This window comes from Kitasatospora nipponensis (genome assembly GCF_039528135.1).
Taxonomy (GTDB): domain Bacteria; phylum Actinomycetota; class Actinomycetes; order Streptomycetales; family Streptomycetaceae; genus Kitasatospora; species Kitasatospora nipponensis.
In genome coordinates this window covers 20,838-47,579 of the sequence record NZ_BAAALF010000015.1, presented here as the reverse complement: position 1 = coordinate 47,579, position 26,742 = coordinate 20,838, and the positions used below count along the sequence as shown (strand labels likewise).

The window sequence follows — 26,742 nt, the reverse complement described above, 5'->3', positions numbered from 1 at the left end:
CGGCTGCCGACGAAGAGTGGAGGCATCAGCGACTCTCCGGGAAGGATCGGACATGATCAACAGGCGTACGTTCACCAGGGCGGTCGGTCTCGGCGTGGGCGCCGCGGCCGTGTCGGTGAGTGCGGCGGCGAACGCGCCCACCGCCTCCGCGACCGGTGCCGACCGGCCCGGCCGACCGGCCCCGACCATCCCGACCATCGCCCCGGGCACCCACACCGCGTTCACGGACCTGAAGCAGGTCCGGGCCGACGTGCTCGACATCGGCTACGCCGAAGCCGGGCCGAAGCACGGGCCCGTGGTCATCTGCCTGCACGGCTGGCCCTACGACATCCACAGCTTCGTCGACGTGGCGCCGCTGCTCGCGGACGCCGGCTACCGGGTGATCGTGCCGTACCTGCGCGGCCACGGCACCACGAGCTTCGTGTCCGCGTCCACGGCCCGCAACGCGCAGCAGTCCGCGATCGCCCTCGACGTCATCGCCCTGATGGACGCCCTGAAGATCCACAAGGCGGTGCTGGCCGGCTTCGACTGGGGCTCACGGACCGCCGGCATCGTCGCGGCCCTGTGGCCGGAACGGGTCAAGGCCCTGGTGGCGGTGAGCGGCTACCTCATCACCGACCTCGCCGCACAGCGCAACCCACTGCCGCCGAAGGCCGAGCACACCTGGTGGTACCAGTACTACTTCGCCACCGACCGCGGCCGCCTGGCGATGGAGACCCGGCAGAACCGGCACGACCTGTGCCGGCTGGTGTGGGACGAGGTCTCCCCGACCTGGACGTTCGACGACGCCACCTTCGAGCGCACGGCCGCGGCGTTCGAGAACCCCGACTACGCCGCCATCGTGATCCACAACTACCGCTGGCGCCTGGGCCTGGCCGACGGCGAGCGCCGCTACGACCGCTACGAGCAGCCGCTCGTGGCCCGGCCGGTCATCACGGTGCCGACCATCGCCCTGGACCCTGCCCTCGACCCGTTCCTGGCCACCACCGACGGCACGGGGTACCGGAGGTTCTTCACCGGTCCGTACTCGCACCGCGTGCTCACCGGCATCGGCCACAATGCGCCGCAGGAGGCGCCGACGGCGTTCGCCCAGGCCGTGGTGGACGCCGACCGGCTGTGACACCACAGGCGTGTCGACCCCATGGAGGTGCGGAAGTGAGTGACCCCGGCACGAACAAGCCGGCCTCGGAAGTCCGCAGGGCCCGGTTCGGCGCGCTCCCGGAGCGGGTCGCCTTCGCGGACATGGTCGAGGACAAGCCCGTACCGTCGTCGCATCGGGCCGTGGACGCCTACGACCCCGACGGCCTGGCCGTCAGGTTCTCCTGCCTGGCGGCGGATCTGGGTCTTTGATCACGGCGGGTCGAGCATCACCCGGCGTCGGTCCGGGCGGCGAGAACACCCGACCCGCTGAACGACTCTGACAACGAAGTTCGGGTCCGCCCCCAACCGGGGGCGGACCCGAACGTGCTGGGGGCCGAGAAGGTCAGCCGCGCGAGGACTGGACGCAGCGGAAGCTGCTCGCGGCGCTCGGATCTCCCTGGCCCTTGTAGCGGGAGACCATCGGGTAGCGGCAGACGTCGCGGGCGACGGAACCACCGGTGGCGGTGGGCAGGGTGGCGTGCAGCACGTTCGGCGCCTGGCCGTGCTCGACCCAGGCGGTCAGCGCGGCCAGGTCGTCGACGTTGCCGCCGTTCAGGCCGCAGTGCGCGACACCCGGGGCCAGGAAGACGCGGTAGAAGTCGTCGACCTTCCTGGTGCCGCCCATCAGGGCGTCGACGCGCCTGCGGTAGTCGACCGTGCCCGCGGTGGGGATCAACTGGTCGGCGTCGCCGTGCCAGGTGAGCAGCTTGCCGCCGGCGTCGCGGAACGCGGAGAGGTCCGCGTCACGGGTGCCGATGACGGTGTCGTACTCGGCGCGGGCCTTCTGGAAGATCTCGTCGAACTGCGCGTAGTCGAGCTTGGCGGTGTCGAACGAGGGCTGCTTCGCCACGAAGTTGGCGACCCACTGGGCCGGCACGATGAACGGCGAGCCGGTGGTGACACCGTTCGCATCGGTCTTGCTGGCCGCCAGGTAGCCGAAGTCGGCGCCGACGGGCAGGCCGTACCAGAGCCGCTTGCCGTTCGCGTCGCGCGGGCCGTCCCAGATCCTGCGGACCACCTCCGCATCGGCGGCGGTGATCGTGTACTGCTTGCCGTCGCACACGACCGAGGTGCCGATCAGGCGTCGCGGGTCGAAGTCGCAGCGGTTGGGGTCGCCGATCAGGCCGTCGACCACGCCGTCGAGCTTGTCGCAGGCCTTCACAGCGGCCTGGTTGAAGGCGTTGAACTCACAGGTGGTGGGGTAGGTGTGCGCCTCGTTCATCACCACCTGCGGCCACAGGGTGGCCACCTCGAACTGGTTCCAGTTGATGGCGGGGGCGTCGGCGTTGATGCCGTTGAAGTCGGTGGGGTACTGCTGCGCCTCCAGGTAGCCCTGGCGGCCGCCGGTGGAGCAGCCGTTGAAGTAGGAGTAGGACGCGGCGCGGCCGTAGACGTCGTCGACGACCTGCTTGCCGATGATCGCCATCTCGTGCACCGAGCGCGAGGCGAAGTCCTGCAGCAGTGCGCTGCTGATCCGGCCCTGGGAGTCCAGTGCCCAGCTGCTGTCCAGGCCGCTGGTGTCCACGCCGGCGTCGGTGGTGGCGGCCGCGTAGCCCTGCTTGATCGCCGCGGCCACGGAGCCGATGTTCCCGGCGGCGTAGGCGGCACCGCCGGCCGCCTGGAAGCGACCGTTCCAGCCGGACTGCGGCAGCCAGACCTGCACCTTGGCGTGGTCGTTCGCGCCCGGGTGGGTCAGCGTGACCGTCACCTCGCAGTGCGCCGGGACGTCGGGCACCGGGTAGCCGCCCAGCGGAGCGCCACCGGGCACCTGGAACGTGCCCGCCGGCGCGGCCGTCGCGGTCACCGACTCCACCGCGGTGCCGTCCGGCTCCGACAGTCGGAACTGGCTGCAGGCGAACGACGTCGCACCGGCGGTGGGCACCGGACCGGCCGACGCGCTCACCGGTGTGCAGATGGCACCGGCCGCCGCCAGCGGCACACCGGCCGCCACGAGCGTCAGAAGCCGTCGTTTCATGATCTCTCCTCGGGATTCGGGGATGGCGACATCACTGTCGTCGGCACACCGGCTGCGGCACATCAGTCAGCTGACGCTGAGTCGAACACGCGGCACGCGGCGCCCGCACAGGCACAAGGTTGAAGTCACATGACCGATGCGGCCGAGAAGATCCACGGACGACAGTGAAGGCCACCCCTTCCGATCCCCCTCATCCCAGGAGCGTGGCCCATGTCAGGCATCGAGAACGGCCGCAGGCGGCGGTTCGTCACGGGGACGGCCGCTGCCGTCGCCACCCTCGCCGCGATCGGCGCCCTCGCCGTCACCGGCACCGCCGACGCGGCGACCGGCACGGCGAGCGCCGACCGCGGCCCGAAGCCGACCGTCGTCCTGGAGCACGGCGCGTTCGCCGACGCCTCCAGCTGGAACGGCGTCATCACCAAGCTGCGCCGCGACGGCTACCCGGTCGTGGCCGCCGCCGACCCGCTGCGCGGCCCGGCCTCCGACGCCGCCGCACTGCGCAGCCTCGTCGACCACGTCAAGGGCCCCGTCGTCCTGGTCGGCCACTCCTACGGCGGTTCGGTCATCAGCGAGGCCGCCGCCGGCGAGCCGCGGGTCAAGGCCCTCGTCTACGTCGCCGCGTTCCTGCCCGCGCCCGGCGAGACCGCCCTGCAACTGACCGACCGGTTCCCCGGCTCCACCCTGCCCGGCACCCTGGACCCGGTCCCGTTCACCAACGCCGACGGCAGCACCGGCACCGACCTCTACATCCAGCAGGACAAGTTCCGCGCCCAGTTCGCCGCCGACGTCCCGGCCGACCAAGCCGCACTGGCGGCCGCCGCGCAGCGGCCGATCGCCCAGGCCGCACTGAGCGAGAAGGCCACCACCGCCGCCTGGCAGACCGTCCCCAGCTGGGACGTCATCACCACCGAGGACCTCAACATCCCGCCCGCGGCCCAGAGGTTCATGGCCGAGCGCGCCCACGCCCACACCACCGAGGTGGCCGCCTCCCACTCCGTCGCGGTCTCCCGCCCCAACCTGGTGGCCGGCGTCATCGAGCAGGCCTCCCGCGCCACCCGCTGATCCACCGTCAACTCCCGACCCTTCGGACCAGCCTTCGAACGCCGGGAGGGCGTGCTCCGTCTCCCCTCCGCCCTCCCGGCTCATCGCGCCTCGAAATTCCGGCGCCTGTCCGGGCGCCCGTGTTAGCGTTTCAGACGCCCCGAAGAAGGAGTTCGACATGCTGAGCGACGACGACATCTCGCACTGAGATGCCCCGGCCCCGACCGCGTTCTGATCGACGATCCGCTGCTCGGTGCCGCTTGGTCCTCCCTCTTACTCCACCTGCGATCGAGCGTGCCGCTCCGCAGGCTCCTCCAAGGGCGCAGTCATGTCATCCTCCCCCGTCGTCGTCTCCGACCTGTCGTTCGCCTGGCCGGACGACACCCCGGTCTTCCGGCACCTCTCCTTCAGCCTCGAAGCCGAGCGAGTCGGCCTGGTCGCCCCCAACGGTGCCGGCAAGTCCACTCTGCTCCGGCTGATCGCCGGGCGTCTCACCGCGACCGCCGGCTCGATCGCGGTGGCGGGTGTGCCGGGCTACCTGCCGCAGGACCTGCCGCTGACGGCCGACCGGACGGTCGCCGAGGTTCTCGGCGTCGCGGACGTCATCGCGGCGCTGGACGCGATCGAGTCCGGCGACACCGCCGAGCACCACTTCACCGCCGTCGGCGACGACTGGGACGTGGAGGACCGGGCGCGAACCGAACTGGAGCGGCTCGGCCTCGGCCACGTCGTGCTGCGCGACCGGCTCGGCCGGCTCAGCGGGGGCCAGATCGTCGGGCTCGGCCTGGCCGCACTGCTGCTGAAGCGGCCCGACGTGCTGCTGCTCGACGAGCCGACCAACAACCTCGACCGTGCGGCGCGCGACCGGCTCCACGAGGTGCTGGACGGCCTGCGGGGCTGCATCCTGGTCGTCAGCCACGACCGTGGGCTACTGGACCGCATGGACCGCATCGCCGAGCTGGATCGAGGCGAAATGCGGTTCTACGGCGGAAACTTCAGTGCGTATCAGACTGTCGTGGCCACCGAGCAGGAGGCCGCGGCGCGCAACCTGCGGGATGCGGAGCTGCGGGTCAAGCGCGAGAAGCGGGAGATGCAGCAGGCTCGGGAGCGGTCCGAACGCCGTGCCGGGAACGCGCAGCGGAACCTGAAGGACGCCGGGCTGGCGCGGATCGTCGCCGGTGGTCTGAAGCGCTCGGCCGAGAAGAGCGCCGGCACCGCCCGAACGATGCACGCCGCCCGCGTCAGCGAGGCTCAGGAGCGCGCGAGCGAGGCGGCCCGCGCCGTGCGCACCGAGCAGAGCATCGCCCTGGAGCTCCCGGACACCCGGGTTCCCGCCGGGCGCACCCTGTTCGACGGGGAGCACCTGCGCAAACGCCTCGGCGACACTGAGCTCTTCACCGGCGAGGGCATCGATCTGGCCATCCGCGGGCCGGAGCGCATCGCGCTGTCGGGAGCGAACGGGGTCGGCAAGTCGACCCTGCTGCGGCTCGTGCACGGCGACCTCGAACCCGACTCCGGAACCGTCCGGCGCGCCGACGGTCGGGTCGCGTACCTGTCCCAGCGGCTCGATCTGCTCGACGACGACCGGACGGTGGCGGAGAACCTCGCGGCCTTCGCCCCATCGCTGCCGGAGGCCCGCCGGCTGAACATCCTGGCGCGGTTCCTGTTCCGCGGCCCGCGGATCCACCTGCCGGTGCGGGTGCTGTCGGGTGGCGAGCGGCTTCGGGCGACGCTGGCGTGCGTCCTCTACGCCGAGCCGGCGCCGCATCTGCTGCTGCTGGACGAACCGACCAACAACCTGGACCTGGTGAGCGTCGGGCAGCTCGAGAACGCTCTGAACGCCTACGAAGGTGCCTTCGTCGTGATCAGCCACGACACGCGGTTCCTGGACGCGATCAAGGTGGAGCGGCACCTGGAGCTCGCCGACGGGCGGCTCGGCCGACCGGCACCAGGGCCCCGCCTCGCCTGAGCTCGTCCACGAGCTGCGCCGGGGAGCGAGACCGGAAGGTATCCGGCACTGAGCCACACGAGGTCGGCGCAGCCGTTCGGTTCCGCACGCCCCGAGGCCTGGGACGGTTCGACAGCTGACCACCGGCGTCATCGGGACTGCAGCGGGCCTGCGAAGGACTTGCGCAGGGACGACGGCGCGACGGCGGGGAGCAGCGACGCCAGGAGCTTTCCCTTCAGGGTGCTCGGCGTCCTGGTCAACTGGATGTCGACTCGGGTGCCCTCTGCCTGCGGGGTCATCCGGAACACCCACCCTCCCCCCGCCCCGAACAACTTGGAGTCGAGGGTGGTGACGGTCACCTCGCTTCCTCCGGGTTCCCAGTCGTAGCGCGCCCGCTCCCAGGCCGCACTGGTGCCCTCGGTCACCTCGGCCCAGTTCTCGCCCAGGCCGTGGACCTCGAAGTGTTCGCTGTCGATGCCGGGCCACGTCCTGGCTCGGGCCGGACTGAAGTCGGTGAGCACCTCCAGCACGCCGGAGGGGCTGAGCGAGGAGGTGAGGTGGAAGTTGACGACGGTCATGGGAGCTCCATGGGTGTGGGTACGAGATCGCTGCAGTCCGCAGGCCGGTGTGTCGGCGGTACCACTCTGGTCACGGCGGAGGCGGAGCGCCTCCGTCAGTTGACCGCCGACGGGGACTGAATTCCGGCGGCGCGCCATCTGGCGCATGCTGCAAATCCCGTTCTGAGCTGGGGATTCGTCCCCCGTCAAGGCGCATCATCGCGCCCGAGTCCCCCGGAGCGGGGTACGGGCTCGTGTCCCTCGAGACCGGGGGTTGCTGCCGCCATCCGGCGCGTAACCACTCTGACAGGTGATGCGGCGGGGCGCAAGGCCACGCCGCAGGTCGGCCGGCCCGACAGGGGCACTCAGGGACCGCTGCCGTCGCAGGGGCGCCCCGGGCATGCGCAGTCGGGCTGACCGTCATCTGACTGATCTCAAGGCACACCCACAGGACGGAGAGTGAAGGACGTCGACGCCGCCGACGGACAACCGACCAGGCACTTCCGGACACGTGTCGCCAGCCGGCGCAAATCCCTTCCCCGCGAAGCCCTGTGAGCACGGGCAACGCCGATCGGGTCCCCTTGACAGGCCCGCGCGGGGCCGACAGAGTACGTAACCAGTTAAACCGGTGACGGTGGACGCCTCATCGGATCGCCACGAACAAGGAGACAGGGCCATGGCAGTCAGCTACACCGGTGTGGTCACGGTGACGGGAGAGGGCCGCAACGGCGGGCAGATCGCCGCCAGCGACGGCCACCTGGCCACCTCCCTCGCCATCCCCGAGGAGCTGGGCGGTGCCGGTGGTGCCACCAACCCGGAGCAGCTGTTCGCGGCCGGCTGGGGCGCCTGCTTCCTGGGCGCCGTCCGCCGCGCCGCCGCCGAACGCAGGGTCCGGCTCACCAGCACCGCCATCACGGTCGAGGCGACCGTGACCCACAGCGACGACGACGAGTTCGCACTGAGCGCCGTCCTCAACCTCGAACTCGGCGGAGTCGACCAGGAGACCGCGGTCGAACTCGGCCATGCCGCCCACCGGCTCTGCCCCTACTCCAAGGCCACCCGCGGCAACATCCCGGTCACCATCAACGCCACCGCGGTGACCGCCTGACGCCGCCGTTCCCGGCCCGCCCGCGCCGCCGTGAGAGCACCGACGGCCCGGGCGGGCCGGCCCTTTGACCCGGGCGACAGCACCGCACCGAGGACGGAGCACCGTGAACGTTCGATCCAGCTACGACATGACACCAGTGCGACCGTCTGTGCGATCGCGGAGCGAGCGGCGGACCTGCTGCGCCGCTGACGGACCTGCCGCGCCGGGACGGACCGGACCGGCGCACCGCCGCCGCCCACGGGGCCGGAGAAGGGGCTCGCTCTTGCGCAGGCCGTGGTCCTCGGAGATCACCACCGCGTCGTGGTCCAGGTCCTAGCCGGCGGAGAGGTCCCACGGTGTCCGGCCGACCGAGTTCGACAGGACGCCGACCTTCACCCCGGCTCGCCGGGCAGCTGCCACGGCCGCGCTCACATGTCGGAGGAACCGTGCTGGCGCGCACGGTAGCTGGCGGCTTTGACCCGGTTGCCGCAGGTCTTCATGGCACACCACTCGCGCCGGTGGCCACGCGAGCGGTCGAGGTACACCTGGGTGCATTCCGGGCGGGCGCACTCACGAAGCAGAGCCGCATCGTCGCCGCCGAGGATTTCGGCGCTCTCGCGAGCGAGTGCGGCGAGCCCCTGGGCCACGGTGCCGGTCCTGGTCGTCCCGTCCCTGTGCAGGCGCAGCGTCACCGGCAAACCCGCGGCGTGCCTGTTCACCTCGGCGATCGCCCGGTCCGGCATCGGTCGCCCGTCGAGGCGCGCGGCGACCAGCGAGTAGATCGACTCCCGAAGATCCACCGCGATGGCGAGGTCGGTCCCGTCGGCGCCGGGCGCGGCATCGAACATCCCCGCCTCGACGAACCACGCGTCGAGTTGCCGGGGAACGGCCAGCATCTCGAGCGGCGCCGCATTGCGCCGCGCACGCAGGGTGCCGAGGAAGTCGAGGGGTAGGGTTCCGCACGGGAAGGCATGAATCACGTCACCATTCTGACCAGTGACACGGGAATGTGCAATGCCCCCTTCCCAGGCGCCGGCGCCAGCGACGGGTCCGGAGCGGTCTGCGCCGCCTGCCGCTCCGGTCACTGACCGGGCGGGCAACCTGCGGTCGGCGACCGCCGTCACTGCACGGGGCCGCTCGCATCGACATGCCTTGCCGGTCGGACATGGGTGAGGGGAGCGGCGCGAGTGAAATCCGTAACCGTTTTGAACGGTTACGATCCTGGCGTCACCCCACACCTTCGTCAAGACATGTCGCCTCGTATCGATGAGGGTTTCGCCCGGGCAGGCGCTGCCGGAGGGCAGCAGGAGCCCGGCCCATGGGCGGAAGCGTGGCTGCGGGCACGGCCGGTGACGACGTGGGCCTGGGAGCGTCGATGCCGCGCTGCCCCGAGTAGCATGCGCGGCACCATCGGATTCGTCGGCGTGAGGACGGCTCCGATGACGCGGCAGCGAGCTGCTTCACGTTCCGGTCCGAGCTGCCCGCCGAGAGCGGCGGCGCAACGGTGATCGGCGTGGTGCCCGGGCAGCGAGGACGCGACCTGATCGCCGCAGGACTGTCCGCGTCGAACGGACGAGGAGGAGGTGACGATGCACAACCAGGAACAGCCCATCGCGGCCCGCACGCGCTCCGACGCCGCGTCGGCGGGACTGAGGGCCGGATCGGGTCGTCGAAGTGAGTCGGCCTCGTTCCACGGGCGGGTCACCCGACTCAGACCGGCCCTGTGGTTCCTGCTCGCGCTCGCCGGCCTCTACGGCCTCGCGGTCTGGAGCGCGATCGGGCAGTCGACGGAGAACGCGCTGGTCGGCGGGCAGACCGGCGGGGCGGCGATCCTCCACTGGAGCCTGGCGGCCGGCCTGCCGCCGCTGAAGCGGGGGTCGGCGGCGTTGGCCGGGGGCGTCCTCCTGATCGCGGCGGTAGCGCTGCTACGCCGACGTTGGCGCGAGGGCGCCGCCGGTATCGGGATCGCGGTGGCCACCGTAGCGACCGCGATGACGTTGCACGCCGTCCTGCCCCGTCCCGGGCTCGTCCCAGCGTCGCAGGCACTCACCGGCGCGAGTTTCCCCAGCGGCACCACCGCCATCACGGCCGGGCTCGCTCTCGGGGCCGCAGTCGTCGCCTCCCCGAGCGCCCGACCGTACGTCGCGGCCCTCGGCGCACTCTGGCTCGCCGTCACCGCCGGCGCCGTGCAAGCACTCTCCTGGCACCGGCCCGGCGACGACCTCGGCGCCACCCTGCTGGCCTGCGCCTGCCACGCCACGGCCACCGCGCTGCTCCCACGCGGCGAGCCGGGTGTGCGGGGCGACCGCGGCGAGCGGGCCGGCGCCCGCCGCTCCCGCGCGCTGCCGCCGCTGGCCCTCGCCGCGGCGGCAGCGCTGCCGGCGAGCGGGCGCGAGGACTCCATCGTGCGCCCGCTGGTGTTCGCCGGTGCGGCCTTCACGTGCGCGGCGCTCGTCTGGATCACCGCGACGGGACACTCCCTCCGGCCCGGCCGCCTAGGCCCTCTCCGGGGACGCGGCCAGCGCATCGCGCAGGGCTGCCCGCGAGGTGACGCCCAGCTTGGGGAACACCCGGTACAGGTGTGAGCTGACGGTCCGGGGGGACAGGTGGGTCCGCTCGCCGATCTCCTTGTTGGTCAGGCCGCTCGCGGCGAGGTCGGCGATCCGGCGCTCCTGCCAGGTCAGCGCCGCCACGTTCGTGGCAGCAGAAGGCGCTGCCCCGCCGCAGGCGCGCAACTCGGCCAGTGCCCGCCCGGCCCAGCCCTTGGCGCCCAGCCGCTCGAACGTCTCGGCGGCTTCCCCCAGCACCGGACGAGCCCCTCTGGGGCCCGGTCCGTGGCGCAGCCGGATGCCGTGGGCCAGGCGGATCCGCGCCGACTCGAACGGGAAGTCCGCGGCCGCCGGATGTGCTTCGGCCCGTCGGAACAGCTCGAGCGCTTCGTCGTCGTCCTCGGCCGTCATGGCAAGGGCCCCGATGGTGGTCAGCGCCAGGCGCGGGGATACCTGCGGCAGGCCCGCCGCCTGCGCCGCCCGGGCATGGCGGCGGGCGATCTCGACACGACCCGTGTGCAGGGCCGCTTCCACGAGGTCGAGCAGGGTCCGCGGGGCCTGGTGCGCACAGGGCTCGAACGACTCCGGCGCGGTGATGCCGAGCGCGTGGAGGTAAGCGGTCTCGTAGTCCCCGTCGCTCAGCGCCGCGGTGGTGGCCACCGCGTCCGCAACCTGGACGAGGAAGCCGATCCCGCGCGGCCTGGCCCAGCGGTCGACAACGGCTCGCAGCTCCCGGGCCCGGTCCAGATCCCCGCGAAGGGCCGCGAGGAGACCCAGATAGGCCTGGCTCTGGTGGACGAAGAGCACGTGACCGTGCGCCTGCGTCAGTTCCAGCACCTGCTGCCCGGTCCGCTCGGCCGCATCCCATTCGCCCGACGCGATCTGGTCCAGGACGATCAGGTGCAGCATGGTCATGGCGGTCCCCACGGCCCCGGTCCGCAGTTCGCGCTCCACGCTGCGCACCAGGTGGGTGCGGTAGTGGTTCAGGGTGTCGACGTGGTAGGCAGCGACGCCGAGTCGGGTGACGTCCCACGGGTCCAGGCTCGGAAAGACCGCGAACGCCTTGGCGACCCGCTCCGCGACACCGGCGCCACGGCGGACGACGTCGCACCAGGCGTCCTGGTAGATGCGCGATTCTGTGGGCACCAAGTCACCCAAGGAAGCGAGGAGTTGATGAGTCCGCCGCCATGACTCGCGGTCGCCGGCGAACTGGCTGACAGCCATGAGGAGGTTCACGAGCCGCGTCAGTTCAGGGCTCGGCCCCGCGGCTCCGCTGTCGCGGATCCCCTCGATGGCTGCGACCACCTGGCGGTGCGACGACCGCACGTCGCCGTCCTGGTACAGGGCTCCGTAGGCGAAGGCCACGACTGCGGCCGGCCTGCCCGCCCCGCCGGTCAGCCCGTCGGTGTCGGCGAGGCGCCGGGCCTGGTCGAGGCGTCCCGCGAACCCGGCGACGAACGCCGCGTCACCGAGCCGACGGGCGCGGTCCGCCGGGCCGGGGCTCAGTTCCGCCGCACGGGTCAGCCAGGTCACCGCGGCCGCCGCCCCACCGCGCCGGGTCGCCGATGCGGCGGCCTCCTCCAGCGCGGCCGCCACCTCCTCGTCCGGATCAACCGTGGCGCCGGCCAGGTGCGTGGCCCGCCGCTCGATGTCCTCCCGGTGCACCTGTGCCAACACGCCGTGCGCCGACCGGCGCTCGCTCGGGGTCGCCAACCGTACGACCGTCGACCGCACGAGGGGATGCCGGAACACGAACTCCCCGGTGACGGCGTCCAGGTCCAGCACCTGCGCCGCGACCGCCTCGTCCACATCCCTCATGCGGTACCGCACCGCGCGGACGGGGCCGGCCACGGCTCCGGCGTGGACGCCGTCCAACGCGCCGCGCAGGAGTTCTGCGCGCAGCGCCGGCCCAAGGGCGGCGAGGCGCGCCCCGTACACCTGCCGGAATCGATCCGGCAGCGGCACGAGCCCGTGTCCCGACGACCCGGCGGGAGCGGCCGGGGGGACCTGAGCGGCGAGGTACGGCGGGAGTTCCACGAGGGCGAGGGGGTTGCCCTGCGCCTGGTCGAGGGTCACGCGGCGGACGTGCGGGTCCACCCGCGGATGGCGCGCGTCGAGCAGTTGCGCCGCGGCGTCCTCGGACAGTGGCGGCACCGGCAGTACCGGAAGGGCCGCCGCGTCGAAGCCCGAGGACTTCTCGGGGCGCAGGGCCACCACGAGCTTCGCGCCGTTGCCGGCGAGCCGGCGGCCGACGAACCCGCAGACCTCGGCGCTGGCCGGGTCCAGCCATTGGCCGTCGTCGAGCATCAACAGGAGTCGCCCGTACGAAGCCGCGACCATGACCAGGTCGAGGACGGCGATTCCGAGCGCCATGACGGAGGGAGCCTTCTCGCCACTGCGTCCGAAGACCACGTCGAACGCGGCCCTGCGCATGCTGTCCAGCTGCACGGCGTGCGGGAGCAGCGGGAAGAGCAACTGGTGCAGGCCGGCGAACGGCAGGTCCGATTCCGCCTCGACGCCGACCGCTCGGACCAGCCGGAAGCCGGCTCCCGTCGCCTGCTGCGCGAGCTGCTCCAGCAGAGCGCTCTTGCCGACGCCGGTCTCGCCCTTGAGAACCAGGGCCTGCCCCTGGGGCGCGGCCAGGAACGAGGAGAGCACCGATCGTTCGCTTTCCCGACCGACGAGGGGCGTGGCAACGGACTCCATGGTTCTGCCGCTCCTCCAGACGGGGGTGGTTCGTCACGGCAGCGCACTCGCCCGGCGGCCTCGGGTCCCACTCGCTCCGGGTGGGAGAGCGCTTCGCGGGACATCAGCATCGCCTCCCCGCCCCGCGGGGACCAGGCGGTTGGCAGGCAGTTGGCAGGCAGCTTCGCGAACCGCCTCGGGCAGTGCGATGATCTCCGCAGAACGGGCGGTCAGGGGGGTGACAGGGTGGAGCAGGCGACCTTCGGCAAGCTGCTGCGCCGAGCGCGCGAGGGCAGCCGGCTCACGCTCGAGGGACTCGCCGCCGCGTCCGGTGTCAGCGTCCGCGCGATCGGCGACATGGAACGCGGTCGCAGCCTTCCCCGGCCGAGCACGCTCACCGAGCTGTTGAACGCCTTGGACCTCGACGAGACCGGGCGCCGGACCCTGGAGTCAGCCGCACGCCGGGGCGGTCCGGTCCCCGAACGCCGGATCCCACGTCAACTGCCACCCGACCTGCGCGCGTTCCGCGGGCGACAGGACGTACTGACGCGGCTCCTGCGCATCGGCTGCGGCAGCGACGCAGCCGCAGGGCACCCGCCGGTCGCCGCGGTGGGCGGCATGGCCGGGGTCGGCAAGACCAGCCTGGCCGTCCACTGGGCCCACCGGGTCGCCGACCGGTTCCCGGACGGCCAGCTCTACGTGAACCTCCGTGGCTTCGACCCGTCGGCGAGCTCGCTGGACCCCGGCGAGGTCCTGGGCGGATTCCTCACGGCGCTCGGTGTCGCCGGTGCGTCGATCCCCGACGGAACCGAGGAGCGCACCGCCCTGTTCCGGGCACAGATCGCAGACCGACGGATGATCGTGGTCCTGGACAACGCCCGCGACTCCCAGCAGGTGCGGCCGCTGCTTCCGAAGACGTCGGGCTGCCTCACGGTGATCACCTCCCGGAATCATCTGACCGGACTCGCCGCGACCGACGAGGCCCATCTGATCGACCTCGGCCTGTGGACGGCCGGCGAGGCCGTCGAGGTCCTCTCCGCACGCATCGGCGCCGAGCGCGCGGCCGTCGATCCCACGAGTGCGGCCGAGTTGGCGCAGCAGTGCGGGGGGCTCCCGCTTGCGGTGGCCATCCTCGGCGCCCAACTCGCCGCGGAGCCCGCGCTCTCCCTGCGTGTCGCGGCCGACGAACTGACCCGCACTCACTCCCGGTTGGACGCCCTCAGCACGGACGACCCCGGCACGGACATCCGCGCCGTCTTCTCCTGTTCCTACCGGGCGCTCGACCCGGCGAGCGCCCGCCTGTTCAGGCATCTCACCCTGCTCCCGGGCCCGGTGTTCTCCGCCGAGGCGGCGGCCTCCACCGTGGGCGAGCCGATCGCGACCGCACGCCGGCTGCTGCGCTGCCTCACCTCGGCCAGCCTGCTCACCCGGGACGCGGACGGGCACTTCGTGCTGCACGACCTCGTCCGCGAACATGCCGCCGATCTGCTCGACCGGGAGTCCGACGACCGGCACGCCGCCGAGCTCCGCCTCCTCGAATACCTCCGCCACAACGCCCGCGCGGCGGTTCGGGCGCTGGAGACCCGCCTCGTCCTCGATCTGGACCAGGATCCGGACCCCAGGGTCGCCCTGCTCCCGTTCGACAACCGTGAGCAGGCCATCGCCTGGTTCCAGCAGGAAGAGCGCACCATCCTGGCCGCCTTGCGGAAGACCGACGACCCCAGGCTGCTCCACTTCCGCCTGGGCCTCGCCAAGGACTGCGTCCCGTACTTCTCCGCCCAGGGGCAGTGGGCCGACGAGATCGCGATGCAGCGGCTGGCCCTCGATGCCGCTGTCGTCCTCAACGACCCGGTGGCAGTCAGCATCACCGCTTCCAGCCTGGCCCGCGCCCTGGCCGAGACCGGTCAGGGCGGGGAGGCCGATCGGCTCGTCGAGCTGATCGGGCGTCAGCTCGACTGCCTGCCGGAGCTCGACCAGGCCCATGCGCAGCGCAGCATCGGCTGGGTTCGGGGGCGCCAGCGGCGCTACCAGGAGGCCCTCGACCACGCCGGTGCCGCGCTGGCGATCTACCGGGACTCGGCGGATCCCAACCTCGTAGCGCGCGAACTCAACGCCGTGGGCTGGTACCTGACCCTGCTCGGCAGGCACTGCGAGGCCGTGGCCGTCTGCCGGGAGGCGCTGCCCCTGCTGCAGGAGACCGGCAACCGCTTCAGCGAGGCCGCGACCTGGGACAGCATCGGCTACGCGCTGTACCACCTGGGCGAACTACGCGAGGCCGTCCACCACTTCGAGAACGCTCTGCGGCTCTACGGGGAGGTCCTCAACCCGTACAACCAGGCCGAGGTGCTCGACCATCTGGCCGAGGCCCAGCGGGACCTCGGGGACGGTCGCGCGGCTCGTGCGAGCTGGCTGCGGGCCGCGGAGTTGCTGGGCGAGGCCGGAAGCTCCCGCGCCGACGACATGCGGGCGCGCGCACTGGCCTGCGACGGGGCACCGGAAGGGGACGGCGCGGCTGCGCGGTCGATCGACTGACGCCGCGACGAGGTGAGCCGGGCAGAACATCGTGGTGTGGACGGCCGGAGGGCTACACGGGGGCCGGCGGAGTGGGAGGTCGGACCAGCCGACTTCCCACTCCGCCGGCCCCACGGGCGTCCGCGGACCCGGCGCACAGGACCACCGGGACCTGCTCATCCGCGCGCAGACCCGGGCAACCTCCGCGTGGGCGCAGGAGCGGTGTTGCGTCCAGGGACGTTCGAGGAGGAGACCAACACGATGACCGCACCTGACAGCGGTCGTCCGCCGCGCTGCTGGAGGAGAACCTCGCCTCGGCGGGTCCGGACCTGTTGCGCTTGATGGTGAAGAGGGACCGGGTCAACTCCCGCAACGGTTCCCGGCATCGGGCGGTGCTCGGCGACCGCGACGGCGGCCGCCTCCACCGAGGGACAACGGTCAGGTGCCGAGCAGTCGGTTCACGAGGAGTTCGGGGTAGCCGGAGGCCGGCGGGTCGATGCCGAAGATCGCCCGGATGTAGAGCGGTGCGAGGAGCTGGTCGAGGATCTGGTCCAGGGGCGGGGGGGTCTCGCCGCGGGCTGTGGCGCGTTCGCGGATGTTCTCGATGGACTGCAGGCGGCGCCGGAAGTGCTGGTCGCGCTCGGTCTGTGCGTCGGCGCTGCCCGGCATGGACAGGGCGACGGCGCGGATGAGGAGGCGGCCCTCGGGTGTGCGGATGCTGTCGACGCCGGCCCGCACCCAGGCGGTGAGGTCGCCGCGCAGGCTGCCGGTGTCGTTCAGCGGCGAGTCGCGTTCGAGACGGGTGGTGACGACGTCGGCGAGCAGGGCCTCGCGGCTGCCCCAACGCCGGTAGATGCTGGTGTGGTTGACGCCGGCGCGTTGGGCGATGGCCGGGATGGTCGGGTCGGCGCCGTCGGTGGCGGTCAGCAGGTCGATGACCGCCTGGTGGACGGCCGCGCGGACCTGCTCGGGGCTCTTGCGGATGCGTTCGGAGGGTTGTTTCGGAGTCACCTCCTCATCCTACGCCCCAAGCACAGATATTTGCTTGATGGCGCTCCATGGGTCTACAGTCCTCACCACAAGCACAGATCAGTGCTTAACGCCGAGGAGGTTGTCATGAAGAACCTGCTGTTCCCGAACAACACCCAGTTCTGGTACGAGACCCTGCGCTCGATGAGCCACATCGCCTACGGCGGCGCCGACTTCGGCGAGGTCGTCGCCACCGGCGAGCGCATCGTCGAGGGCGACTACGACAGCTGGCACGACGAGTGGCTGGCCACCGCGGACCGGGTGGCCGACGAGGCCGAGCGTGCGCTGAAGGCCGGTCACAAGGTCAGCGCCCGGGACGGGTTCCTGCGGGCCTCCAACTACTACCGCTCGGCGGAGTTCTTCCTGCACGGCCACCCGTGCGACCCGCGCCACGACCACGCCTACGACCGCAGCGTCGTCTGCTTCCGGGCGGCGGCCGCGCTGTTCACCCCGGTCATCGAGCCGGTCGAGATCCCCTACGAGGGCACGACGCTGCCCGGCTACCTCTACCGGGTCGACACCTCCGGCACGCCGCGCCCGACCGTGATCATGCACTCCGGTTTCGACGGCACCGCCGAGGAGATGCACTTCGGTGGCGCGCTGGCGGCCGTGGAGCGCGGCTACACCGTGCTGGCCTTCGACGGTCCCGGCCAGCCCGGACCGCTCCACCGCCAGGGCCTGGTCTTCCGGACCGACTGGGAGAACGTCATCACCCCCGTGATCGACTTCGCCGAGAGCCTCCCGGAGGTCGACAACAGCCGGATCGCGCTGCTGGGTTCCAGCATGGGCGGCCTGCTCGCCCCCAGGGCCGCGGCCTTCGAGCACCGGCTGGCCGCCTGCATAGCCGTCGACGGCGTCTTCGACCTCGGCCAGGTCTCCGTCCGCTTCACCCCTCACGACCGCGAGGAGGCCGAGCGCCTGCTGCGCGCCGAGCACGCCCCCGAACTCGACGCCGCCCTCGACTCGGTCATGGCCGACAACGCCACCGCACGCTGGGCGTTCAACCACGGCATGTACGTCATGGGCGTCGACACCCCCCGCGCCTTCGGTGCCGCCTACCTCGACTACACCCTCGCCGACGGCATCGCCGAGCAGATCCAGTGCCCCACCCTGGTCTGCGACGCCGAAGAGGACGAGTTCTTCAAGGGCCAGCCCGCACAGCTCTACGAGCACCTCACCTGCCCCAAGACCCTGATGCACTTCACCGTGGCGGAGGGCGCCGGCGCCCACTGCCACCCCGGCGCCATGCGCACGGCTCTGGCCCGCATCTTCGACTGGCTCGACGACACCCTCGCCGCCACCAGCGCCTGACGCCCGCCAGGCACCGCCGCACCGGGCACCGCTCCGCAAACCCCCACTCGAAACCACACTCAGGGACCTGCCATGACCCGCACCGCTCTCCACACCGACATCCGCACCGCCCTCACCGACCTGCTCCTCACTCCGGGCCTGGACCTGGACGAGGCCGCCGACCGCCACTTCGCCCCCGACTACCGCCAGCGCACCGACGGCAGCTGGGCCGACCGCACCGAGCTCCTCGCCCACATCGCCCACCTGCGCACCGTCCTGGCCGGCGGCTCGGTCCAGGTCCACGAGGAACTCACCGACGGCACCCGCTACGCCGACCGCCACACCATGGAGGTCGACAAGGCCGACGGCTCCACCGTCCGCATGGAGGTCTACCTGTTCGCCGAGTTCGCTCCCGACGGCCGCTTCCGCCGCATCGAGGAGACCACCCTCCTGCTCGAAGGCTCCGACGGCGACCGCAACCTCGGCAGCGCCCGCTGAACCACGCCACACACAAACCCGGTGCCGATCTGTGCAGGTCGCCGTGGTCACGTTCGCCCCAGGGGCGGCTCCGGTTCGCCGGGGCCGCCCCTCGTGTTCGTGGAGTCAGAGGGGCGGACGTGGTGACCGGATCCCAGCTCATCCCGGGGCTCCTGCAGACCGACCTTGACGAAGCCTCTCCGACCCCGCGGCCACGGGCCGGGTGATGGTCAGCAGTAGGGCCGCCGCGCATTCCTCGGCGAGGTCCTCCGCGTGCGACGGCAGTGGCTGCCCGGCGCGCAGATGGCGGCGGATCACGGACAGCGGCAGGTCGATCAGGGCCAGAACCACGCGCTCGTGATCCTTGGGGTCCACGGCGCCGAGGGCTTCGGCCAGCGAGCCGAGGGACCCGAACACGCGCTGGTTGCCCAGGTCCGCGCGCTCCTTGTGCTGCTCGGACCAGTCGGACCGGCCGAACTCCTCGGCGCCATACAGGAGGAGCGAGGCTTCCCGCAGGTGGGCGCGACTCCAGGAGACGACGTGCCGGGCGGCCGCGCGGGCGGCCGCACGAGGGTCGGGGGCGCTGCCGAGCGCGGCGACATACCCCTCCTGGAAGCGCTCCGCGGTACGCAGCCACACCTCGGCGAGCAGTGCGGTACGGCCGGGAAAGCGGTGGTACATGGACCCGCTCGGCGCGCCGATCGCCTGGGCGACGGCGGACATGGTCACGCCCGCCGGCCCGGCGGAGGCGGCCAGCCGGACGGCCGCGTCGAGGATCTGGTCGGTGTCGAATCGGGGTGGTCTCGCCATGAATCAGAGAGTACTCTCCAGATTATTAGAGGGTTACCTCCAATAATCCGAAGGGGAGGGCGCATGGGCGTCTACAACGTGCACGAGCGCCTGCTGGCGGCCAACGGCAGCGAGGTGGGCGCGCTCATCGACAGCCTGTCCGGCGGCGCAGCGGACCGGCTCTGGCCGCACCCGCACTGGCCCGCGATGGAGTTCGACCGCCCGCTGGCGGTGGGCGCGGCCGGCGGCCACGGCCCGGTCCGCTACACGGTCAGCGCGTACGTGCCCGGGATCTGGGTCCGCTTCACCTTCAGCGGGCCGCGCGGGTTCCACGGCTTCCACGAGTTCGCAGCGCTGCCCGTCGATGACGAACGCACCGTGCTGCGGCACACCCTCGCGATGAGGACCAGCAGCCTGGCACGCCTGACCTGGCCCCTGGCCTATCGCCCGATGCACGACGCCTGTCTGGAGGACAGTCTCGACCGTGCCGAACTCGCCTGCACGGGCACGGTGGCCCGCCCGGCCCGCTGGACTCCGACCGTACGCCTCCTCCGCGCGCTCGCACGCCGGCCGCCGAGCGCGACGCCTGGAATGTGACTCGGGGCGGACGCGCCGTCAGGGAAGCAGCAGCCAGCCGAGCCGGGCGTCCCGACCGGCTCTCCGGAGCTTCCGGTCGGGGCCGACCACTCCCTCCGAAGCATGGCGGCCCTGGCTCTGGTGTCGACTTCGACCCGTGCCGGCTTCTCGCCCGATCAGCTGACGCCGCGGATGCGGTGGACCAAGAGGCCCGCGAGGAGGGTGACCAGGGCGGTGACGACGTACAAGCCCGAGTAGCCGCCAAGGTGGGCGACGATGGGGGCGGCCACCGCCGGGGCGAGGACCTGGGGGCCGGAGTTGGCGATGTTGATCACACCGAGGTCCTTCGCCCGGTCGACGGCTGCCGGGAGCACCTGGGTGACCAGGGCCTGGTCGACAGCGAGGTAGATGCCGTAGCCCGCGCCGAGCACTGCCGCAGCCAGTACGGTGGCCGGCCAGCTGTGGAAGAGGGCGAGGACGAGCGCCGCGCTTGCCATCACCACGCAGGAGAGCAGCACCAGCACGCGGCGCCGCCCGGTACGGTCGGAGACCATCCCGGACGGGACGGCGCTCAGCAGCGCGGCCAGGGTGTAGACGGCGGTCAGGATCAGCACACCGGTGTCGGGCGCCGGGTAGTGGACGGCGTCGGTGAGGTAGAAGAGCAAGTAGAGGGTGCCGATCGCGTTGCCCAGGTTGATCAGGAAACGGGTCAGCCAGGCCCAGCCGAAGTCGGGGTACCGGCGCGGGCTGACCCAGTAACCGGCCAGCAGCGCCCGGACGTTCAGTGGGCGCCGGGCCGAGCGCGGCAGCACCGGCTCCCGGAACCCGAGCACGAACGGCAGCGCCAGCGCGACCGTGAACCCGGCGGTCAGCGCGTACCCGGCGGCCACGCCGCTGACCACCACGGTCACCAGCAGCGCCCCGACCAGCAGGCCCAGCGACTGACAGATCCCCGTCCACCCGGACACCACCGCGCGTTGCGAGAGCGGTACTTGGTCGGCTACCGGCGCGCTGACCCCGGCGAGCATGATGTTCAGACCTGCTTGAGCAAGAGCCCATCCGGCAACAATGCCCGCAAGTCCCTGCTGCGTCGCCGTGAGGAGCAGCCCGGCAGCCCCGAGAAGGGCGCCCACGAGGATCCACGGACGACGACGACCGAGCCGGCTCGTCGTCCGATCCGAGATGGCTCCGGCCAGCGGGTTCACCAGCATCGCGACTGCGGCACCCACCCCGGTCACCCAGGAGAGCAGGCCCGCCTTGTGGGCGGCGTCCAGGCGTTCCAATTGCTCGGGCAGCAGGATCTGGATGGGAGTGAAGAAACCAAGGAAGACCGCGAGGTTCGCAAGGCTGAGCGAAGCCGTCCAACGCGCCGAGACGCGGACCGTCGGCTCGGACAGCGCGCCGGACAGCGCGCCGGACAGCGCACCGGGCAGCGGCCGGTCGTCCGATATCACGAGCTCCGCTCATCTCTCACGACGCGTCCGGCGACGCCGGCCGACCGGCCACCGCCTGCGGGCCACCGCCCTGCTCCAGGAGCCTCAAGGACCCACCCACCTCCGCTGGACACGCCCGGCCGACGACGACCGGCCGCACGCTGCTGCTCGTCTCCACTCGCTCAAACGCGAGAACACCTCATGTTAGTGACTCGGCGGCGGAACGCCAGGGGTCGAACGCCACCGGCTCGAACTCCATACCCCCGCCGACCTTTCGCGCACCCGTTCACTCATCCAGGTGATCGTTCGTGTCAGTCCGATTGGGTCAACCGTCCACCCCATAGCCTTCGTCCACGAACGGACCGCGTCGCGGGCCGTGCACCGGACAACGGGAGGCACCCCCATGCTTGACCAGGTCGTGCGGGCGGCGATCCACCCCGCCATCGGGATCGCCCGGGTGGGCAACTCGCCCGAGGAGTACTACGTCGGACCGGAGGTCCCCGACCCGCACCCGCAGCAGCCGGGCTTCTACAAGGACGCCGCCGGTGCGATCAAGCGCGAGGCCGCGCGCTTCCGGATCTACGGCTACGACGCCGCCGGCGAGGTCGTGGCCGAACTCACCCCCGACAACGCCGACATCCGCTGGACCGCGCACCTGGCGAACCGCAAGGCCGCCTGGTACCAGTTCCAGCTCGCCCTCGACATCGCGGACGCCCCGCTGGCCAAGCCGGCCGAGCTGCGCAACAAGGACGTGACCGGGGACCGGCGCCAGGGCCTGGTGATCGACCCCGGACCGGTCAGCGTGAGCGGCCGCGGCGTGGCCGGCCCCGACTACCACTTCCGCAGCGGCACCTTCATGGGCAAGGAGGTCTACCTCGGCGAGCTGCGCACCGACGAGGACGGCCACCTGCTGGTGTTCGGCGGCTTCGGCGCGTCCGCCTCCTACAACGGCGCCCCGGTGACCACGTACGCCAACAACGACGGCTGGCACGACGACACCGGCGACGGCCCGGTCACCGCCACGGTCACCGTCGGCGGCCGCGAACTGCCGGTCGACCCGGCCTGGGTGCTGGTCGCCCCGCCCAACTACGCGCCGGCGCTCAAGGGCATCCGCACCCTGCACGACCTGCTGTTCGACGTGTTCGTCAGCAACGGCACCCTGCCGTTCCCCGAGCGGGTCTCCTTCAGCCGGCACATCGCACCGGTGCTGCAGCGGTTCTGCGACCACCAGTGGGTCAACCAGGGCTTCGCCGGGTTCTACGGGCACCAGGGCCTGGCCCCCTTCGTCACCCCCGAGGGGCTGCGGCGCCTGAGCAGCACCGCCCCCGGGCGCAAGCCGCTGCGCCGTCAGGTCTTCAACGCGCTGCGGGACTTCGCGCGCGACGGCGGCTCGCCGGTGCCGTGGCCGTGGCTGTACGGGGACGGCATGGCCGTCCCGCCGCGCACCCCGCTGCAGCACATGGCCCTCTCCCCCACCCAGTACCGGATGTTCCAGTACTGGGCGGACGGCGACTTCGAGGACGACTGGGGCACGGTCGAACCGGCGCACGAGCTCGGCGAGCTGGCGCTGGGCGAGCGGCCCGCGGCCCTGGACCGCGCGGCGCTGGACTTCTGCCTCGCGGACGCCTTCCATCCCGGCTGCGAGGTCACCTGGCCGATCCGCCACCCCTCGATGTACATGGCGCCGTTCCGGATCCGCCACCGGCCCGCCGACCGGCCCGAACCCTCGTACGGCACGGTGCTCACGCCCGAGACGGCCCTGTCCGTCAACGGTCCGCTGTACGCCCAGGGGCCCGGCGACCTCACCCGCTGGATGGCGGTGCCGTGGCAGACCGACACGGCCAGCTGCCGCTCCGGCTACGAGCTGGCCCTGGGCCCGCGCCACGATCCCTACCTGCCCACCTTCTGGCCCGCCCGGGTCCCCAACCACGTGCTCACCGAGGCGGACTACGCGGTCGTCACGGACCAGGGTCGGCCGATGGCCGAGCGCACCGAGGCCTTCGAGCGCCGGGCCGTGTGGCTGCGCGGCCTGAGGGGCCAGAACGCCGACCAGCTCGGCCAGATGATCGACGACTGGTACCAGCTGGGCATCGTCGAGGTCCGGGAGGGGGCCGCCGGCTTCCCCGAGCGGATGCAGGTGGAGTCGACGCCGTCGATCGACCTCACCGGCGTCTCGCACACCCAGAACCTGGTGACCCTGCACGTCCCGCAGGCCGCCGACCCGGTCCTCGCCGCGGTGGCCATCGACCAGGCCATCGCCGTCAGCGGCTACTCGGCCGACGAGGTGACGGCCGGCTTCATCGACAAGGTCGCGCCCTTCCGCGACCGCGCCTGATGCCCGGCCGCGTCGGCCGCGCCGATTCCGCCGGCCGAGACCCCGAGTCCTGCGACGTGCTGGTCGCCGGGGGCGGCCCGGCCGGGGCGGCCGCGGCCCTGACGCTCGCCCGGGCCGGCCGCACCGTGCTGCTCGCGGACGCGGGCACCGGTCCGCCGCGGGTCGGCGAGGCATTGCCGTCGGCCGCGCGCCTGCTGCTGCACGACCTCGGCGCCGGCGAGGGGCCGCTGACCTCCGGTCACCTGACCTGCTACGCCAACCTATCCGCCTGGGGATCACCGCTGCTGGGCGGCACGGACTTCATCCACGACCCGAACGGGCCCGGCTGGCACCTGGACCGGGCCCGCTTCGACCGGGCCCTGCGGGCGGCGGCCCAGCGGGCCGGTGCCCGGTTCGCCGCACGCACCGCCGTGCGCGGGGTGACCCGGCGGGCGGACGGCACCTGGTCGGTGGCGCTGCGCGGCCCCGGCGGGGCCGGGGTGGTGCGGTGCCGCTGGCTGGTGGACGCCACCGGACGTCGCCGGGCCGTCGCCGCCCGGTGCGGCGCCACCCGGCACCGCACGGACCGGCTGGTCGCCGCCTACCTGACGCTGCCCCCCGGCGGCGGGGCGGGGGCCCTGGACGCATCGTCGCTGGTCGAGTCCGCCGAGGACGGCTGGTGGTACACCGCGCTCCTGCCCGGCGGCCGGCGCCTGGTGGCCTACTTCACCGACGCCGACCTGGCGCCGCCGCTGCCCGGACCGCAGGCCTTCCTGCGGCTGCTGCGCGGCACCCGGCACGTCGCGGACCGGGCCGGGCGGCACCCCGCGCCCACCGAGGTGCCGCCCGGGCGGGCGCCGCGGCGGGCGTCCGCCCACTCCTCCCACCTCGGCTCCCCGAGCGGCGAGGGGTGGACGGCGGTCGGCGACGCGGCCGCCGCCTTCGACCCGATCTCCGCCCAGGGCATCCTCACCGCCCTGCACACCGGCATGACCGGCGCCCACGCCGTCCACGCCCACCTCGACGGCGACCCCACCGCCCTCGACACCTACCGCGCCCACGTGGGCGCGCTGCTCGCCGCGTACCGGCACAACCACCGGACGGTGTACGCCGCGGAACCCCGCTGGGCCGACCGGCCCTTCTGGCGGCGCCGCCGCCCCACCGCCCTCCGCTGAAAGGAACCCCATGACCACCCGGCACGACCACGACCACGAGGACCCGTCCGTCCACTCCTTCATCCTCAGTGGCCGGGAGGCCGTCTTCGGCTACCACCTGGCCATGTTCGGCATGGCCGAGCACCGCTACCAGGTGGTGCTCGGGTACGACCTGCCCGCCGACATCGTCGACCGCTACCTCAAGGACCGGGCCGACCACCCCGAGAGCTGGCACGCGGTGCGCAACACCGAGGACATGGTGCTGCCCCCGATCGGCGACGGCACCGTCACCGAGTACCCGGCCCGGCTGGACCGGGTCACCCAGACCGGCAACGGCGAGGACCGGGTCTGGGAGCCGATCTCGGGCGGCTTCACGGCGCGCATCCAGCGCGTGCTGACCTTCCGCCGCTTCAGCGAGGAGGACTTCCCGGCCCACCTCACCTACCTGCTCTACGGCGCCGGCGACGAGGCCCACCTCGCCCACCGCCTGGTCAAGCGCCCGCACTACGAGCAGATCATCACCCTGCGGCGGGTGCCCAGCGGCGTCACCGCGGCGGACCTGGCGGGCGCCGTCGAAGTCACCCTCCCCTCCGTCCCCGACGGCGGTCACGGCGGGCAGCCGTGGACCACCCGCCCGCTCCCCGACGGCTCCTACCCCGCCCTCCTGCACCGCGGCCCGGGCTCCCCCGTGCCGATCACCCTGGACCTGGGCGACGAGCGCTGGTGGAACATCACCACCCTCAACAGCTGACCTGACCGCACCGCGGGCCGGGACCCTCCCGGCCCGCGGCCTCACCGCCCGACCACCGCCTCACCGGCGCCCGGGTCAGGCGGGACGGGCGAGCTCGACGGCCGCCTGCACGACGTTGATCTGCTGCTCGACCTGCCGGGCGACCGGAAGCCACCTGGGCCGGAAGGCCGCCTCGTACTCGGCGCACCACCGCTCGATCAACCGGTCCAGTTCCGCGCGCGGCGCCGCGACCGCGGACGGGCCCGCGGCCAGCACCCGCCGCAGCATCGCGGCCGACCGCAGCGGCAGGCGCAGCGCCCACGCCTCCAGGCCGGCCTGGCGGGCGGCGGTCATCGCCGGCCACGGCGGCGCCTCCGGCTGGGGCACCCGTGGATCCCAGTCGTCGGCCAGCGGTGCGCAGGCCGTCAGACTGGCGCGCAGCGAACGCAGCAGCGGGTCCGACCCGTCGGGCAGGTGGGGGCCGGCGACCGTCAGCAGTTCCTCGACCAGCCCGACGCCCAGCCGCATGCGGTCGGCGGCGGCGGCCAGGCCCGCCACCGGGTCGGCGATCGGGGTGACGTCGGCCATCCGCTCGGTGGTCCAGTGCGGTACCTCCACGATCACCGTGGTGCCCCCGAAGCGGTGCGGTGCGTGCCAGGTGGTGGTGCCCACCGCCCACGAGGCGGGCGCGGAACGCTCGACCTCGGGCACCGGCGGCATCAGGTAGACGCCCGGTCCAAGGCTGGGCCAGTAGAACGTGTCGTACGGACCGGCGTCCACCGGGATCCCCAGTCCGGCCGAGGACCTGCTGAACGACTCGGCCAGGCCCGGCAGTTCACGGGTGCTCTGGAGGAAGGTGCCGCCCACCTCGGATCCGTGCAGCGAGCACTGCAGGAACGGGCGCAACTCCTCGATCAGGCTCAGCAGCGCCGCGCTCTCCGGCGGCAGCACGCCGACGGAGGGCGCCCACTCGGGCTGGTCCTCCGGCGCCTGACGGTAGAAGTCCCGGAAGTAGCCGCGCAGTTCGCCGGGGTGTCCGCCCCGGCCCGCGGCCAGGGCGGCCGCGTCCGGGTCCACGCAGAGCAGGAGGTTCCAGGTGACCCCGGCCCAACGGACCGGGTCGGCCAGCACCCGGTGCGCCAGCTCCACCACCGTCGCCCCGCCCACCGGCTCGTTGGCGTGCGCCCCGGCCACCACCAGTACCTGGTGGGGCCCGGACCCGACCGACAGCAGGTGCAGCGGCCGACCACCGCGCGAGGCGCCGACCACCCGCAGCCGGCACTCCCGCGGACGGGCGGCGACCAGCCGGTGGGCGGCCGCGACCACGCTGCCCGGGACCGGATAGCGGTCGTCGACCCCCGCCGTGCGGCCCGCCTCGGTCGAGATGTCGAAGGGGATCACCCTGGCACCCTGCCCCTCGCAGGCGGACCGCACACCCCGACGGCGCCCGGCGTGGC

The 26,742-nt window shown here is 72.6% G+C and carries 21 protein-coding genes; 13 read left to right on the top strand and 8 right to left on the bottom strand.

Features of this window, described 5'->3' with window-relative positions; genetic code table 11:
- Window positions 1-52: 52 nt before the first annotated feature.
- Together ABD323_RS07290 and ABD323_RS07285 are read left to right on the top strand one after the other, a co-directional pair.
- Window positions 53-1,120: an alpha/beta fold hydrolase gene (locus tag ABD323_RS07290; protein ID WP_344440397.1), complete on the top strand. Its 1,068-nt coding sequence runs from the start codon at window positions 53-55 to the stop codon at window positions 1,118-1,120.
- 35 nt (window positions 1,121-1,155) lie between these two features.
- Window positions 1,156-1,350 (top strand): hypothetical protein, encoded by a 195-nt coding sequence (locus ABD323_RS07285; RefSeq protein WP_344440396.1) that lies wholly within the window; start codon window positions 1,156-1,158, stop codon window positions 1,348-1,350.
- Window positions 1,351-1,483: 133 nt separating this feature from the next.
- Here the strand turns inward: ABD323_RS07285 and ABD323_RS07280 are convergent, their stop codons facing one another.
- A complete protein-coding gene (locus ABD323_RS07280) occupies window positions 1,484-3,115 on the bottom strand; it encodes a tannase/feruloyl esterase family alpha/beta hydrolase (RefSeq protein WP_344440395.1) in 1,632 nt (543 codons plus the stop codon).
- Window positions 3,116-3,325: 210 nt separating this feature from the next.
- Here ABD323_RS07280 and ABD323_RS07275 point away from each other — a divergent pair, with 210 nt between their 5' ends.
- Together ABD323_RS07275 and ABD323_RS07270 are read left to right on the top strand one after the other, a co-directional pair.
- Window positions 3,326-4,177, top strand: coding sequence for an alpha/beta fold hydrolase (locus tag ABD323_RS07275; RefSeq protein WP_344440394.1), 852 nt, complete (start codon window positions 3,326-3,328; stop codon window positions 4,175-4,177).
- Window positions 4,178-4,484: 307 nt separating this feature from the next.
- Window positions 4,485-6,125 (top strand): ABC-F family ATP-binding cassette domain-containing protein, encoded by a 1,641-nt coding sequence (locus ABD323_RS07270; protein ID WP_344440393.1) that lies wholly within the window; start codon window positions 4,485-4,487, stop codon window positions 6,123-6,125.
- A gap of 128 nt (window positions 6,126-6,253) precedes the next feature.
- On the opposite strand, the gene ABD323_RS07265 is transcribed toward ABD323_RS07270, so the two are convergent.
- Window positions 6,254-6,682 (bottom strand): hypothetical protein, encoded by a 429-nt coding sequence (locus tag ABD323_RS07265; protein ID WP_344440392.1) that lies wholly within the window; start codon window positions 6,680-6,682, stop codon window positions 6,254-6,256.
- Between the two features lie 655 nt (window positions 6,683-7,337).
- Here ABD323_RS07265 and ABD323_RS07260 point away from each other — a divergent pair.
- A complete protein-coding gene (locus tag ABD323_RS07260; RefSeq protein ID WP_344440391.1) occupies window positions 7,338-7,769 on the top strand; it encodes an Ohr family peroxiredoxin in 432 nt (143 codons plus the stop codon).
- Between the two features lie 407 nt (window positions 7,770-8,176).
- Here the strand turns inward: ABD323_RS07260 and ABD323_RS07255 are convergent, their stop codons facing one another.
- The gene (locus ABD323_RS07255; protein ID WP_344440390.1) at window positions 8,177-8,728 is read right to left on the bottom strand and encodes a CGNR zinc finger domain-containing protein; all 552 of its coding nucleotides are present in this window, start codon (window positions 8,726-8,728) and stop codon (window positions 8,177-8,179) included.
- Between the two features lie 609 nt (window positions 8,729-9,337).
- Here ABD323_RS07255 and ABD323_RS07250 point away from each other — a divergent pair.
- Window positions 9,338-10,333: a phosphatase PAP2 family protein gene (locus ABD323_RS07250; RefSeq protein WP_344440389.1), complete on the top strand. Its 996-nt coding sequence runs from the start codon at window positions 9,338-9,340 to the stop codon at window positions 10,331-10,333.
- Here ABD323_RS07250 and ABD323_RS07245 read toward each other — a convergent pair.
- Window positions 10,244-13,003, bottom strand: coding sequence for a helix-turn-helix transcriptional regulator (locus ABD323_RS07245; RefSeq protein ID WP_344440388.1), 2,760 nt, complete (start codon window positions 13,001-13,003; stop codon window positions 10,244-10,246). The two genes, ABD323_RS07250 and ABD323_RS07245, sit on opposite strands and share 90 nt — an antisense overlap.
- A gap of 225 nt (window positions 13,004-13,228) precedes the next feature.
- Here ABD323_RS07245 and ABD323_RS07240 point away from each other — a divergent pair, with 225 nt between their 5' ends.
- Window positions 13,229-15,514, top strand: a complete 2,286-nt coding sequence (locus tag ABD323_RS07240; RefSeq protein ID WP_344440387.1) for an ATP-binding protein — start codon at window positions 13,229-13,231, stop codon at window positions 15,512-15,514.
- Between the two features lie 417 nt (window positions 15,515-15,931).
- On the opposite strand, the gene ABD323_RS07235 is transcribed toward ABD323_RS07240, so the two are convergent.
- The gene (locus tag ABD323_RS07235) at window positions 15,932-16,504 is read right to left on the bottom strand and encodes a TetR/AcrR family transcriptional regulator (protein ID WP_344440386.1); all 573 of its coding nucleotides are present in this window, start codon (window positions 16,502-16,504) and stop codon (window positions 15,932-15,934) included.
- A 105-nt stretch (window positions 16,505-16,609) separates the two neighbouring features.
- On the opposite strand from ABD323_RS07235, the gene ABD323_RS07230 reads away from it, so the two are divergent.
- Both ABD323_RS07230 and ABD323_RS07225 read left to right on the top strand, forming a co-directional pair.
- Complete coding sequence (locus tag ABD323_RS07230) at window positions 16,610-17,833, top strand: alpha/beta hydrolase family protein (RefSeq protein ID WP_344440385.1); 1,224 nt, start codon at window positions 16,610-16,612, stop codon at window positions 17,831-17,833.
- Window positions 17,834-17,905: 72 nt separating this feature from the next.
- Window positions 17,906-18,310, top strand: a complete 405-nt coding sequence (locus ABD323_RS07225) for a nuclear transport factor 2 family protein (RefSeq protein ID WP_344440384.1) — start codon at window positions 17,906-17,908, stop codon at window positions 18,308-18,310.
- 138 nt (window positions 18,311-18,448) lie between these two features.
- On the opposite strand, the gene ABD323_RS07220 is transcribed toward ABD323_RS07225, so the two are convergent.
- Window positions 18,449-19,099, bottom strand: a complete 651-nt coding sequence (locus tag ABD323_RS07220) for a TetR/AcrR family transcriptional regulator (protein WP_344440383.1) — start codon at window positions 19,097-19,099, stop codon at window positions 18,449-18,451.
- 63 nt (window positions 19,100-19,162) lie between these two features.
- Between ABD323_RS07220 and ABD323_RS07215 the strand changes: the two genes are divergently transcribed.
- The gene (locus tag ABD323_RS07215) at window positions 19,163-19,675 is read left to right on the top strand and encodes an SRPBCC family protein (RefSeq protein ID WP_344440382.1); all 513 of its coding nucleotides are present in this window, start codon (window positions 19,163-19,165) and stop codon (window positions 19,673-19,675) included.
- Window positions 19,676-19,830: 155 nt separating this feature from the next.
- Here ABD323_RS07215 and ABD323_RS07210 read toward each other — a convergent pair whose 3' ends face one another.
- The gene (locus tag ABD323_RS07210; protein ID WP_425555897.1) at window positions 19,831-21,105 is read right to left on the bottom strand and encodes an MFS transporter; all 1,275 of its coding nucleotides are present in this window, start codon (window positions 21,103-21,105) and stop codon (window positions 19,831-19,833) included.
- 385 nt (window positions 21,106-21,490) lie between these two features.
- On the opposite strand from ABD323_RS07210, the gene ABD323_RS07205 reads away from it, so the two are divergent.
- The 3 genes from ABD323_RS07205 to ABD323_RS07195 are packed head-to-tail and all read left to right on the top strand — an operon-like array spanning window position 21,491 to window position 25,306.
- Complete coding sequence (locus ABD323_RS07205; RefSeq protein ID WP_344440380.1) at window positions 21,491-23,422, top strand: LodA/GoxA family CTQ-dependent oxidase; 1,932 nt, start codon at window positions 21,491-21,493, stop codon at window positions 23,420-23,422.
- Window positions 23,422-24,576, top strand: coding sequence for an NAD(P)/FAD-dependent oxidoreductase (locus tag ABD323_RS07200; RefSeq protein ID WP_344440379.1), 1,155 nt, complete (start codon window positions 23,422-23,424; stop codon window positions 24,574-24,576). Before ABD323_RS07205 ends, ABD323_RS07200 begins: the two co-directional genes overlap by 1 nt.
- Before the next feature lie 10 nt (window positions 24,577-24,586).
- Window positions 24,587-25,306: a hypothetical protein gene (locus ABD323_RS07195; RefSeq protein WP_344440378.1), complete on the top strand. Its 720-nt coding sequence runs from the start codon at window positions 24,587-24,589 to the stop codon at window positions 25,304-25,306.
- 75 nt (window positions 25,307-25,381) lie between these two features.
- On the opposite strand, the gene ABD323_RS07190 is transcribed toward ABD323_RS07195, so the two are convergent.
- Window positions 25,382-26,686, bottom strand: coding sequence for a M14 family zinc carboxypeptidase (locus ABD323_RS07190; protein ID WP_344440377.1), 1,305 nt, complete (start codon window positions 26,684-26,686; stop codon window positions 25,382-25,384).
- Window positions 26,687-26,742: the final 56 nt, after the last annotated feature.